The 11,512-nt window shown below is 71.4% G+C and carries 15 protein-coding genes; 9 read left to right on the top strand and 6 right to left on the bottom strand.

Annotation, left to right across the window (positions count from 1 at the left end; genetic code table 11):
* Position 1 precedes the first annotated feature (1 nt).
* The gene (locus QQ657_RS53035; RefSeq protein ID WP_284750099.1) at positions 2–847 is read left to right on the top strand and encodes a hypothetical protein; all 846 of its coding nucleotides are present in this window, start codon (positions 2–4) and stop codon (positions 845–847) included.
* Positions 840–1,514 (top strand): ribonuclease FAU-1 family protein, encoded by a 675-nt coding sequence (locus QQ657_RS53040; protein ID WP_284750100.1) that lies wholly within the window; start codon positions 840–842, stop codon positions 1,512–1,514. The genes QQ657_RS53035 and QQ657_RS53040 overlap by 8 nt, the downstream gene beginning before the upstream one ends.
* Here the strand turns inward: QQ657_RS53040 and QQ657_RS53045 are convergent.
* Positions 1,471–1,770, bottom strand: a complete 300-nt coding sequence (locus tag QQ657_RS53045; RefSeq protein WP_284750101.1) for a hypothetical protein — start codon at positions 1,768–1,770, stop codon at positions 1,471–1,473. The two genes, QQ657_RS53040 and QQ657_RS53045, sit on opposite strands and share 44 nt — an antisense overlap.
* Positions 1,771–1,877: 107 nt before the next feature.
* Between QQ657_RS53045 and QQ657_RS53050 the strand changes: the two genes are divergently transcribed.
* Positions 1,878–2,981, top strand: coding sequence for a branched-chain amino acid aminotransferase (locus tag QQ657_RS53050; protein WP_284750102.1), 1,104 nt, complete (start codon positions 1,878–1,880; stop codon positions 2,979–2,981).
* Positions 2,982–3,053: 72 nt separating this feature from the next.
* On the opposite strand, the gene cobT is transcribed toward QQ657_RS53050, so the two are convergent.
* Positions 3,054–4,130, bottom strand: a complete 1,077-nt coding sequence (cobT, locus tag QQ657_RS53055; RefSeq protein WP_284750103.1) for a nicotinate-nucleotide--dimethylbenzimidazole phosphoribosyltransferase — start codon at positions 4,128–4,130, stop codon at positions 3,054–3,056.
* A 323-nt stretch (positions 4,131–4,453) separates the two neighbouring features.
* On the opposite strand from cobT, the gene QQ657_RS53060 reads away from it, so the two are divergent.
* Positions 4,454–5,131: an IspD/TarI family cytidylyltransferase gene (locus QQ657_RS53060; RefSeq protein ID WP_284750104.1), complete on the top strand. Its 678-nt coding sequence runs from the start codon at positions 4,454–4,456 to the stop codon at positions 5,129–5,131.
* Between the two features lie 12 nt (positions 5,132–5,143).
* Here QQ657_RS53060 and QQ657_RS53065 read toward each other — a convergent pair whose 3' ends face one another.
* Complete coding sequence (locus QQ657_RS53065; RefSeq protein ID WP_284750105.1) at positions 5,144–5,608, bottom strand: hypothetical protein; 465 nt, start codon at positions 5,606–5,608, stop codon at positions 5,144–5,146.
* A gap of 138 nt (positions 5,609–5,746) precedes the next feature.
* Between QQ657_RS53065 and QQ657_RS53070 the strand changes: the two genes are divergently transcribed.
* The 3 genes from QQ657_RS53070 to QQ657_RS53080 are packed head-to-tail and all read left to right on the top strand — an operon-like array spanning position 5,747 to position 7,540.
* On the top strand, positions 5,747–6,496 hold the full coding sequence (locus QQ657_RS53070) for a GntR family transcriptional regulator (protein ID WP_284750106.1): 750 nt from the start codon (positions 5,747–5,749) through the stop codon (positions 6,494–6,496).
* Positions 6,493–7,335 carry a phosphoribosylaminoimidazolesuccinocarboxamide synthase gene (locus tag QQ657_RS53075; RefSeq protein WP_155541902.1) on the top strand — a complete coding sequence of 281 codons (843 nt, stop codon included), beginning with the start codon at positions 6,493–6,495 and terminating at the stop codon, positions 7,333–7,335. Before QQ657_RS53070 ends, QQ657_RS53075 begins: the two co-directional genes overlap by 4 nt.
* Positions 7,328–7,540: a hypothetical protein gene (locus QQ657_RS53080; protein ID WP_284750107.1), complete on the top strand. Its 213-nt coding sequence runs from the start codon at positions 7,328–7,330 to the stop codon at positions 7,538–7,540. Before QQ657_RS53075 ends, QQ657_RS53080 begins: the two co-directional genes overlap by 8 nt.
* On the opposite strand, the gene QQ657_RS53085 is transcribed toward QQ657_RS53080, so the two are convergent.
* Both QQ657_RS53085 and QQ657_RS53090 read right to left on the bottom strand, forming a co-directional pair.
* Positions 7,541–8,530: an aldo/keto reductase family protein gene (locus tag QQ657_RS53085; protein ID WP_284750108.1), complete on the bottom strand. Its 990-nt coding sequence runs from the start codon at positions 8,528–8,530 to the stop codon at positions 7,541–7,543.
* A gap of 374 nt (positions 8,531–8,904) precedes the next feature.
* Positions 8,905–9,552: a DUF3043 domain-containing protein gene (locus QQ657_RS53090; protein ID WP_284750109.1), complete on the bottom strand. Its 648-nt coding sequence runs from the start codon at positions 9,550–9,552 to the stop codon at positions 8,905–8,907.
* Between the two features lie 146 nt (positions 9,553–9,698).
* Between QQ657_RS53090 and QQ657_RS53095 the strand changes: the two genes are divergently transcribed.
* Positions 9,699–10,076: a HesB/IscA family protein gene (locus tag QQ657_RS53095; RefSeq protein ID WP_284750110.1), complete on the top strand. Its 378-nt coding sequence runs from the start codon at positions 9,699–9,701 to the stop codon at positions 10,074–10,076.
* 70 nt (positions 10,077–10,146) lie between these two features.
* Here QQ657_RS53095 and QQ657_RS53100 read toward each other — a convergent pair whose 3' ends face one another.
* Positions 10,147–10,317, bottom strand: coding sequence for a hypothetical protein (locus tag QQ657_RS53100; protein ID WP_284750111.1), 171 nt, complete (start codon positions 10,315–10,317; stop codon positions 10,147–10,149).
* A 149-nt stretch (positions 10,318–10,466) separates the two neighbouring features.
* Between QQ657_RS53100 and QQ657_RS53105 the strand changes: the two genes are divergently transcribed.
* On the top strand, positions 10,467–11,456 hold the full coding sequence (locus QQ657_RS53105; RefSeq protein WP_284750112.1) for a carbohydrate kinase family protein: 990 nt from the start codon (positions 10,467–10,469) through the stop codon (positions 11,454–11,456).
* Positions 11,457–11,512 lie beyond the last annotated feature (56 nt).

An 11,512-nucleotide genomic window follows, 5' to 3' on the forward strand; every position in this document is an offset into this window, starting at 1 on the left:
CGTGCGGCTGGGCGGTGGGTTGCTGGTGGCGCTGGCGGCCGCGGCGGCGGGCGCGGGCTGGTGGATGCTCGCCGGGCTGGTGCTGGCGGCGATCGCCGCCGGCGTGACGGCGCGGGTCCCGGAACCGGGGGACGCCCTGGTCGACCGGGTCGTGGTGGCCGTCGCGCGGCTTTCCGAAGTGGCCGTCTACGCGATCGCGTTCGGTGCTTACGTCTTCCCCGCGCACCGCGAACTGGCGGCCGCCGTGTTCGCCGTCGTGGTGACCGGCGCCGGGTTCGCCGGGCTGAAGATCCCGACGATCGTCGTACGGATCGCGGGCGTGCTCCTGCTCCTCGCGGGCCTCGTGCTCGTCGTGGTGTGCGTGGCCGTGCCGCCGGTGGGCCGGGCGGACGGCCTGCAGCCGCCCGATTTCGCGGGTGTCCTCGTCGCCGCCGTGCTGACGCTGCCGTTCCTGCGGCCGGGCGGCCGCGAGAACGCCGGCCTGCGCGTACTGCTCCTCGGCGGGGTCGCCGTGCTGGCCGCCTTCGCCGCGCTCTACCAGCTCGGCGCGGTCCGGCTCGGGCTCTCCTTGACGTCGTTGCGCGACCTGCTTTCCGCCGCCGACGCGGACTCGCTGCAGCCGCTGCTCACCGTCGTCGCCGTGGTCGCGACCGTGGTCCCGGCGCTCGCCGCCGGCGCCGAGGTCCGGGAGCGGGCCGGGGTGCCGGGACTCGCGGGGATCGCCGTCGCCGCGGTGGCCGCGTACTTCCTGCCCGCGCTGCCCGTGCTCGTCGTCGCGGGGCTGGTGACCGTGATCGAGCTGCTACTGGGAGTACGCGCGCGCCGGTACAGTGAGAAGCGTGAGTGATCGACGCTGGCGGCCGGGGGAGACCGTGGTCGAGCGGTTCCACCGCCCCGACGGCTCGATCGGCCAGGTCCACCCGCTGCGCGTGCTCGCCGACGACGGCCGCGTCCTGCTCGCCTGGCTGCCGGCCGGCACCCCGATCGTCGGCAGCAGGCTGGTGGACGGCCGGCACATGGCGGACGCGCCCCTCGACCAGCGGTTCCGCATCCCGCGCGTGCCCGTGCCGGACTTCTGGCACCGCACTTCCACGCTGCGGCGCATCGCCGATGACGAGTGGTCGTCCGTCTGGTGGTTCTTCGACGCCGCCGGCGCGTTCACGAACTGGTACGTCAACCTCGAGGTCCCGCTCGGCCGGACCCCGGCCGGGGTGGACCGCATCGACGGCGTGCTGGACGTCGTCGTCGAGCGGGACGGCACCTGGCGCTGGGACGACGAGGACGAGGCCGAGGTCGCGATCGACGCCGGCCGCCTGACGCACGAGCAGCTCGACCGGCTGCGCGCGGAGGGCGAGCGGATCGGCGCGCTGGCCGAGCGCGGCGCCTACCCGTTCGACGGGACGGACACCGACTTCCGCCCGGACCCCGGCTGGCCGGCGCCCGAACTGCCGCCGGGCCTGCTCGAAGAGCTCAGCCCGCGGTCAGGAAGAGGACCAGCGCCAGCACCGCGTTGACGACCGCGAGGATGACGACCGACTTCGTCGGGAGCACCTGCGGGAACGCCTTGCCGTGGATCTTCCGCCACCACACGACGCCGAAGACGCCCGCGACGAGGCCGAGGAAGCCGCCGAAGCCGCTGCTGAGCACCGCCCAGCCGACCATGCCGAGCAGGCCGACGCCGAAGGTCAGCAGCACCGCGGTGACGAACGTCTTGACGTCGGCCCCGCCGGTCTTGGGCCGGGGGACCGGCTCCGTGGAGTGGTAGGTCACGGTGTCATCCTAGGGTCATCACGGCGCGGGCGCGGGGAGGCCGCGAAGACGCCGGAACAGTGGGACATCCGACTAACGCGCCTCCGACCAAACGGTATCGTGTAGCCATGACCCTCTCGACGCAGTTCGCCCCTGTCCCGCACCCGAGTCCTGCGAGCGCGGACCGTGTCGCGGAGGTACTCGAGACGCCCGGTTTCGGGTTGTACTTCACCGACCACATGGTGACCGTCAAGTGGTCGAAGGCCGAGGGCTGGCACGACGCCCAGGTCGGCCCCTACGCCCCGTTCACCCTCGACCCGGCGACGTCGGTGCTGCACTACGGCCAGGCCATCTTCGAGGGGCTCAAGGCCTACCGCCAGCCGGACGGCACGATCGCGTCGTTCCGCCCGGACGCCAACGCCGCGCGGTTCCGGCAGTCGGCCGAGCGGCTCGCGATGCCGCAGCTGCCCGAAGAGGTCTTCGTCGAGTCGCTGCGGGAGCTCATCGCCGTCGACAGCCGGTGGGTGCCCACCCGCCAGGGTGATTCGCTCTACCTGCGGCCGTTCATGATCTCGACGTCCACCGGGCTCGGCGTCAACAGCCCGGCGGCCGACTACCTGTACACCGTCATCGCGTCCCCGGCCGGTTCGTACTTCTCCGGCGGCGTGAAGCCGGTGAGCGTCTGGCTGTCGACGGAGTACGTGCGCGCGGCGCCCGGCGGCACCGGCGCGGCGAAGTGCGCAGGCAACTACGCGGCGTCGTTCGTCGCGCAGGCGCAGGCCGTCGAGAAGGGCTGCGACCAGGTGGTCTGGCTCGACGCGGTGGAGCGGCGCTGGGTCGAGGAGATGGGCGGGATGAACCTGTTCTTCGTCTTCGGCTCCGGCGAGAACGCCCGGGTGGTCACCCCGGAGCTGACCGGCTCGCTGCTGCCCGGCGTCACGCGCAAGTCGCTGCTGCAGCTCGCTTCGCGGCTCGGCTACAAGGTCGAGGAGCGCCGGATCTCCACCGAGGAGTGGGAGAAGGCGTCGGCGTCCGGTGAGCTGACCGAGACGTTCGCCTGCGGCACGGCGGCGGTGATCACCCCGGTCGGGCACGTCAAGCACGCCGGCGGCGAGTTCACCATCGCCGACGGGCAGCCGGGCGCGCTGACGATGAAGCTGCGCGAAGAGCTGACGGGGATCCAGGAGGGCACCCGCCCCGACGCCGACCACTGGATGGTCCCGCTCGGCTGAGTCTGCCAAGTGCCGTTAAGGCCACCTTACGGGCGTCAGACGCCCGTAAGGTGGCCTTAACGGCATCCGGGGTCAGGTGGCGGTGGCGGGGATGACCGGCCCGGAGACGCCGGCCTGGTCGTGCGTGGCGGTTTCGGCCAGGACGCGGGCGGCCATCATCAGCAGCGGCAACGCCGTCACCGCGCCGGTGCCTTCGCCGAGCCGGACGTCCAGCTCCAGCAGCGGGCCGAGGTCGAGGTGCTCCAGCGCGAGCCCGTGAGCGGGTTCGGCGGTCCGCTGCCCGGCCACCCACCAGCGTCGCGCGCCCGGCGCGAGATCCTCGGCGACGAGCGCCGCGGCGCACGCGACGAGCCCGTCCAGCACCACCGGCGTCCGGCGGGCCGCGGCCTGGGCCAGGAACCCGGCCATCGCCGCGATGTCCGCGCCCGCCGTGGTGCGCAGCAGGTCGACGGGGTTCGCGAGGACCGCGCGGGCCCGGCGCAGCGCGTCGCGCACCGCCGTGGCTTTGCGCATCCACGCGTCGTCGTCGATGCCGGAGCCGCGGCCGACCACCGCGACCGGCTCGGTGCCGGTCAGCGCCGCCACCAGCACCGACGCGGGCGTGCTGTTGCCGATCCCCAGGTCACCGGGGATGAGCAGGTCCGCGCCGCCGTCGACCTCGGCGTCGGCGATCGCGATCCCGGCGCGGACCGCGGCCTTGACCTCGGCGTCGCTCAGGGCGTCCTCGACGTCGATGGACCCGGACCCGCGGCGGACCTTGTACTCGCCGATCGAGCGCGTCGCGGGGGCTTCGGTGTCCACGGCCATGTCGACCACGCGGACGCTCGCGCCCGCGGCGGCGGCCAGGACGTTGATCGCGGCGCCGCCGGTCAGCATCGTGCCCAGCAGTTGCGCGGTGACCTCGGCGGGATAGGCGGAGACGCCCTTCGCGGCGATGCCGTGGTCACCGGCGAAGACGATGACGCGCGGCCGGGTGAACGGCCGCGGCGGCGACTGGCCCTGGCAGGCCGCGATCCAGACGCCCAGCTCCTCGAGCCTGCCCAGCGACCCGGCGGGCTTGACCAGCTTGTCGTGCAGGGCGATCGCGTCGGACCGGGCGTGGTCGTCGGGCGGGGTGATCTCGGGGAACTCGATGTCTTCCGGCTCCACACCAGGCCCTTTCTCGTCCACGGGAACGCTGTGGCCAACCTACCGCTGACCCGGAAAACCCCGGCGGCGGCCGCCGTTCGCCGACCTCGGCGCCGGTCGGCGGGCGTGGTGCCCCGGGGCAAACGTCTTGAATGAGTCATTCAGGTCTTGGGAGGTCCTGAATGACTCATTCAAGACACCGCCGGAGAGGCCACCGAACCTGCGCCCGCCGAAGATATCCGCCGGGAACCCGACTTTGCCGGAGCCCTGGCGTCCGACGCCCTGAACTGTCGTTCATGTCGTCGCGGCCTGCCGAAACGGCGGTCCCGGTAGTCTCGCGGCTCGTGGAGACGACGGCGGCCGCGGTGGTGCTGGCCAGTGGCGCGGGCACCCGTGTCGGCGCGAAACTGAACAAGGTCTACCTGCCCCTGGCCGGCCGGCGGGTGGTCGCCTGGTCGCTGGACGCCTTCAAGCGCGTCCCGGGCATCGGTGTGCTCGTGCTCGTCATCCGGCCGCAGGACCGGGAACTCGCCGAAGAGGTCGTCGACGACAGCGTCGAAATCGTGCACGGCGGGGACACGCGTCAGGCGTCCGAGCTCAACGCGCTGCGCCACCTCGCCCCGAGAATTGCAGGCGGCCGGGTCGACGCCGTGCTGCTGCACGACGCGGCCCGGCCGCTGGTCCACCCCGAACTGGTCGGTGCGGTGTTGGCCCGGACACGCGAGGACGGGGGGGCTGTGCCGGGCCTGGCCGCTGACGACGTCGTCGAGGTGGATGCCGGGCACCTGGTCGCCCAGGTGCCCGGCGCGATCCGCGTCCAGACGCCTCAGGGCTTCCGGGCCGGACCGCTGCTCGAGGCCTACGAACAGGCCGAGCGCGAAGGCTTTCTGGGGACGGACACTTCGTCGTGCATGGAGCGGTTCTCCTCCCTGCCGATCCGGTGGGTCCCGGGGGCTCCCGAGAACCTCAAGATCACCTACCCCCACGACCTGGTGGTCGCGGAGCGGCTGCTCGCCCGCTGAACCCGGAGACCGCTAGGCGCACGCGGGCGGGCCGCCGCCACCGTCGCCCCCTTCGCGCTCGGGCTCCGGTCTGGTGCTCGTCGGCCGGACCGTCACGTCGTGACGCAGCTCCGGCGGGATGTGGCACTGCGGCTGTGGCCGCAGCGCCTGCAGCGGCGCGCCCGGGGTGCCGGGCTCCGCCAGGGTGAGCACCGCCCGCAGCGTCCAGACCGGGGTGGCGTGGTACTGCCAGGTCACCACCCGCGGGCTGAACACGTCGGTACCCGGGAACAGCGGTACGCGGTAGGCGCTCGCGCGGTGCTCGTCCCGGAGGATGATGACGTCCGCGCAGGTCGGCCACGTGTGTACCGCGGCGTAGATCTCCGGCGCCTCACGGCCGCCGAACAGGTGCAGCACCCACTTGCGGCGCCGGAGCTCCTCGAGGAGTTCCTCGAGGCCCGAGCCGCTGGAGCCGTTGTGTGCTGTGGGCGGGGACACACTTTCGAGGGTAACTTGCGAACTAGAGCGCAGTCCAGCATGTGTACTAGTACACCTGGGTGGTTCTGAACAGGCCTTTGTCGGAGACACTCCGGCGTGCTAGAACACTTGTGCGTGTTGTCCCCGTGAGGAGCCGCCTTGCCCACCCTCGACCGTCCTGAGCCGCCGTACCTGCAGATCGCGGGCCGGATCCGGGAAGACATCCTGTCCGGCCGGCTGCAGGAGGGCGACGCGGTGCCGTCCGCCCGCGAGATCGCGCGCACCTGGGCCGTCGCCATGGCGACGGCCACCAAGGTCCTGGCCACGCTCCGCTCGCAGGGGCTCGTGCGCCCGGTGCGCGGCGTCGGCACGGTCGTCGACCGCGGCGGCCTGCACCGCACGGCCCGCGACCGCAGCGTCGCTTCGACGCGGTCGGGCCGCATCTACCCGCCCGGTCACTACGCCGTGATCCGCTCGGCCGGCCTGGAGCAGGCGCCCGAACGCGCCGCGGCCGCGCTGGGCCTGGAGGAGGGCGCCCCGGCGATCCGGCGGCGGCGCACCACCTACGGGCCGGATTCGCGGCCGCTGTCGACGTCGACGTCGTGGTTCGACGGCACGCTGTCGGCCAAGGCGCCGGCACTGCTGGTGCCCGAGCGGATTGTCGAAGGCACCTCGGCCCACGCGGCCGCGCGGCTCGGCACGAAGATCGCGAACACGCAGGAACGGCACGCGGCGGGGCGCGCGAGCGAGGAGGAGGCGGTCGAGCTGGGGCTGCCCGCCGGGTCGCCGGTGCTGCTGGGCCGGAGCACCTTCCTGGCGGCCGACGGGACGGTCGTCGAGTACGGTGAGTCCGCCGCCTTGCCCGACCACTGGGTTTTCTACGAGTACACGACTGAGGACGGCGAATGAAGCACATCCACGCGGGCAAGGTCCGCGACCTGTACGAGCTCGACGGCGGGGACATCCTGCTCGTCGCGTCCGACCGGGTCTCGGTCTACGACGTCTCGCTGCCGACGCCGATCCCGGACAAGGGCGCGCTGCTCAACCAGCTGTCGGCGTGGTGGTTCGAGCGGATGTCGGGCGTGGTCCCGAACCACGTCGTCTCGACGACGGACGTCCCGGAAGAGTTCGCCGGCCGCGCGATGCGCTGCAAGCCGCTGAAGATGGTCCAGGTCGAGTGCATCGCGCGCGGCCACCTCGCCGGCCTGGGCCTGCGCGAGTACCAGCGCGACGGCAAGATCTCCGGCGTCGCGCTGCCACCGGGCCTGGTCGAGGGCGACAAGCTGCCGGAGCCGATCTTCACGCCGACGACGAAGATCTCCGACACCGGGCACGACGAGTTCATGACCTTCGACGAGGTGCTGAACGAGATCGGCGAAGACACCGCGAAGCGGCTTCGCGAGCTGACGCTGGAGATCTACACCAAGGGCGCCGAGCACGCCGCGAAGCAGGGCGTGATCATCGCGGACACGAAGCTGGAGTTCGGCTTCGACGCCGACGGCACGCTGACCCTCGGCGACGAGGTCCTGACGTCGGACTCCTCGCGGTTCTGGCCCGCCGACGAGTGGGAGCCGGGCCGCCCGCAGCACGCGTTCGACAAGCAGTTCGTCCGCGACTGGTCGCGCAGCACGGGCTGGGACCAGACCCCGCCCGGGCCGGAGATCCCGGCGGAGATCGTCGAGCAGACCCGGCAGCGCTACACCGAGGTCTACGAGCGGATCACGGGGAAGACCTGGGTCCGTGGGTGACTGTGACCCGTACCGGCTGATCGACGACGTCGAGACGCTGCTGACCGAGCGCGGCCTGTCGCCGACGCGCGTACCCGGGCGCGGAGGCGACCGGCTGGCCGGTGCCAGCCGCCTCCTGCGCGGGTTCGGGCTGGAGCCCCGGATGTCCTCGGAAGACGCCTTCGACGTCGGCGTGCCGTTCCAGGGCCGGATCAACCAGGACTAGCTAGGGGCTCTTCGTCAGGTTCGCGTCGCGCTCGACGACGTCGCCGAGGGCGTCGTCGATGGCGGTCAGCAGGTCGGCGTCGAGCTTCTTGCCGGCGGCCTTGACGTTCTCGTGCACCTGCTCCGGGCGCGAGGCGCCGATGATCGCCGAGGCGACGTTCGGGTTCTGCAGCACCCACGCGACGGCCAGCTGCGCGAGCGTCAGGTCGGCCTGCTTCGCGAGCGGCTCCAGCTCGGCGACGCGCTTGAGGACGTTCTCGTCGAGGAAGCGGGCGACCATGTTGGCGCCGCCCTTCTCGTCGGTGGCGCGCGAGCCGGCGGGGTAGTCCTGGCCGGGCTTGTACTTGCCGGTCAGGACGCCCTGCGCGATCGGCGACCAGACGATCTGGCTCAGGCCTTCGCGCTCGGAAGCGGGGATGACCTGGTCCTCGATGACGCGCCAGAGCATGTTGTACTGCGGCTGGTTGGAGACGAAGGGGATCTTCAGCTCGCGGGCGAGGGCGGCGCCCCGGCTGATCTGCTCGGCGGTCCATTCGGAGACGCCGACGTAGAGCACCTTGCCCTGGCGGACGAGGTCGGCGAAGGCGAGCATGGTCTCTTCGAGCGGGACGGTCCGGTCGAACCGGTGCGCCTGGTAGAGGTCGAGGTAGTCGGTGCCGAGCCTTTCCAGGCTGGCGTTCGCCGACTCGAGGATGTGCTTGCGGGACAGGCCCTTGTCGTTGGGGCCCTTGGGGCCGGTGGGCCAGAAGACCTTGGTGAAGATCTCCAGGCTTTCCCGCCGCTGCCCCTTGAGGCCGCGCCCGAGCACGGACTCGGCGGCGGTGTTGGCGTAGACGTCGGCGGTGTCGAAGGTGGTGATGCCGGCGTCGAGGGCGGCCTTGATGCAGGCGTGGGCCTGCTCCTCCTCGACCTGGGAACCGTGGGTGAGCCAGTTCCCGTACGAGATCTCACTGACGTTGAGGCCGCTGCGGCCGAGACGACGAAACTCCATGGTGTGAGCTTAGGCGGTAATCGTTTGCTTTGCTAACGACCCTGGAGTGACTCCAGCCTCGCTCCTCGCGCCGCTCCGCGTGTCTTGAATGAGTCATTCAGGTCTTCGGAGGTCCTGAATGACTCATTCAAGACCTTTGGGGCAGCACGTGGACCGGCGCCGGTCCGCCGCTCGAGGAGCGTGGTCGTGCCGACGACGTCCGGACGGCCGCCTGCGGCGCGAGCCGGCGCGCGACCCGCGGTCGTCGAGCGCGCCGGAGCCGTGGCCAGGAGCGTCGCGAACGAGTCCTTCGCGACGCTCGACCGGCGCCGAGCGGGTCGCGGGCAGCAAGAAGCCGGGTGGAGGCTCGCTCCACCCGGCTTCTCGAAACCAGCTCAGTTCGGGATCGGGTCCCCGGGCTTCAGCCGCGGCTTCGGCACCCGCAGCTTGCGGATCTGCGAAGCCCGCACGAACGCGTACCAGCCGATCGACCGGCCGCTCACCGCTTCCTTCGGGAACTTCTCCCGGACCAGCTTCGCGATCTTGCGCCCGTTCACGAAGCCCTCGATCGCCATCACCAGCAGCATCGCCGTGCACAGCAGGGTGATGTACGACTGCACCTGGGGCAGCGGCACCAGCAGCGCCAGGAACACCAGGATCGCCAGCGGCATGAAGAGACCGAGCAGGTTGCGCCGCGAGTCGACCAGGTCGCGGACGTACGCCTTCACCGGCCCGCGGTCGCGCGGGAGCAGGGCCTTGTCGTCGCCCCGCATCATCGCTTCGCGGCGGGCCTTCGCCGCCGCCCGGCGGTCTTCCTTGGTCTGCGGGTTCGACTTGCGCAACTCCTTGTTGCGCTTCATCGCCTCACGCATCGTGGTCGGCGGGGGCGCGACCGGACCCCGGCGCTTCGCCTCCGCCTCCCGCCGCTTGGGCGTGGCCTTGCCCTTACCCGGCGTGAACGACTTGCCGCCGACGTCGACGGATTCGGTCGCGGCCGGCTCGTCGGCGGCGGTGTCTGTGGTGCTTCGGCGCAGGAACCTCACGTCACCAGGGTATTGCAGGCGTCACGCCGCCGTTCACCAGGTCGATCGATGTGCGACCATGGTGGGGGAACAGATCGGGCGCTCCGGGTGTTGAAGACGTCAGCACGAGGAGTATCCGCAGTGAGTTCGAACCTATGAGGAGTGCCATGACGACCGCTGAGCACGCCGGCGCGACGCAGGCCGAGACCGCCGAGGAGACCCACGGCGTCACGCTGACCGACACCGCGGCTGCCAAGGCGAAGGCCCTGCTCGAGCAGGAGGGCCGCGACGACATGCACCTGCGCATCGCCGTCCAGCCCGGTGGCTGCGCGGGCCTGCGCTACCAGCTGTTCTTCGACGAGCGCTCGCTCGACGGCGACCTGTTCCGCGACTTCGACGGCCTCAAGGTCGCCGTCGACCGGATGAGTGCGCCGTACGTGTCGGAAGCCGTCATCGACTTCGTGGACACGATCGAGAAGCAGGGCTTCACGATCGACAACCCGAACGCCACCGGCTCCTGCGCCTGCGGCGACTCGTTCCACTGAGTCTCGGCATCACGTCAGAAGGCCCCGCGCTCCGATCCGGAGGGCGGGGCCTTCTCACGTTTCTAGTGGCCTACACGTAGGCGTCGAGCTCCGCGACCTGCGCGTGACACGCCTCGTCGACCTCCCACGGCTCGGCCGCGGAGCGGGGCAGCGGCAGGTTCTCCGCCTGGAGCGTCGCCGGGATGAGCGCGCAGTCGGCGATCAGCTCGGACAGGGTCTCGGGTTCGGTGACGGCGTTCACGATTCGTAACGCTATTGATCCGCTGTCGACTGGAGAAGGAGTACCAGCCGGTAGTGTCGGCTGGGCGTGCGCGAACTACCCGGACGGGTCATGACCCGGGGGTAACTTCGCGCCTTTTGCCGTGAGGTCGACCACATAAGGAGCAGCCGGTGGCAGCCAAAGCCAGGATCGCGGTGTCCGGCAGTATCGCGACCGACCACCTCATGCATTTCCCGGGGAGGTTCGCCGAGCAGCTGGTCGCCGAGCAGCTGCACCGGGTCTCGCTGAGCTTCCTCGCCGACGACCTCGTGGTCCGCCGCGGCGGCATCGGCGCGAACATCGCCTTCGGGCTCGGGGTGCTCGGCGTGCAGCCGGTGCTCGTGGGCGCCGTGGGCGCCGACTTCGCGGACTACCGCTCCTGGCTGGAGCGGCACGGCGTCGACACGTCCGGGGTGCACGTCTCCGAGGTCGCGCACACCGCGCGGTTCGTCTGCACGACCGACGAGGACCTCTGCCAGATCGCGACGTTCTACGCCGGCGCGATGACCGAGTCCCGCAACATCGAGCTCCAGCCGATCGCCGAGCGCGCCGGTGAGCTCAGCCTGGTGCTGATCAGCCCGGACGACCCGGAGGGCATGGTCCGCCACGCCGAGGAGTGCCGCCAGCGCGGGTACGCCTTCGCCGTCGACCCGTCGCAGCAGCTGGCCCGCATGACCGGCGAGCAGGCGCGCGAGTTCGTGGCCGGCGCGAAGTACCTGTTCAGCAACGACTACGAGTGGGAGCTGCTGCTCCAGAAGACCGGCTGGACCGAGTCCGACGTGCTCGACCAGGTCGGCCTGCGGATCACGACGCTGGGGGAGAAGGGCGTCGAGATCGTCGGCAAGGAGGGCATCGCCCTGCAGATCGGCGCGGTCCCCGAGCGCGCGAAGGCCGACCCGACGGGCGTCGGCGACGGCTTCCGCGCGGGCTTCCTGGCGGGCCTCGACGGCGGCTTGAACGTCGAGCGCGCGGCCCAGCTCGGCTCGCTGATCGCGGTCCTGGTGCTGGAGACGGTGGGCACCCAGGAGTGGACGTTCGACCGCGCGGACGCGCTGGCCCGCATCGGCGACGCGTTCGGCCCGGAGGCCGCCGCGGAGATCTCGGCGGTCCTGCCCGCCTGACGCACACACCTGGTCGTGAGTGGGAAACAGGGTTCTAACCCTGTTTCCCACTCACG

The sequence above is a fragment of the Amycolatopsis ponsaeliensis genome, from assembly GCF_030182635.1.
GTDB classification, from domain to species: Bacteria; Actinomycetota; Actinomycetes; order Mycobacteriales; family Pseudonocardiaceae; genus Amycolatopsis; species Amycolatopsis ponsaeliensis.

Coding starts and splice junctions, on each gene's coding strand:
- QQ657_RS53050 (WP_284750102.1), top strand. CDS start 1,878: ATGACCCTCTCGACGCAGTTCGCCCCTGTCCCGCACCCGAGTCCTGCG.
- QQ657_RS53075 (WP_155541902.1), top strand. CDS start 6,493: ATGAAGCACATCCACGCGGGCAAGGTCCGCGACCTGTACGAGCTCGAC.
- QQ657_RS53085 (WP_284750108.1), bottom strand. CDS start 8,530: ATGGAGTTTCGTCGTCTCGGCCGCAGCGGCCTCAACGTCAGTGAGATC.
- QQ657_RS53095 (WP_284750110.1), top strand. CDS start 9,699: ATGACGACCGCTGAGCACGCCGGCGCGACGCAGGCCGAGACCGCCGAG.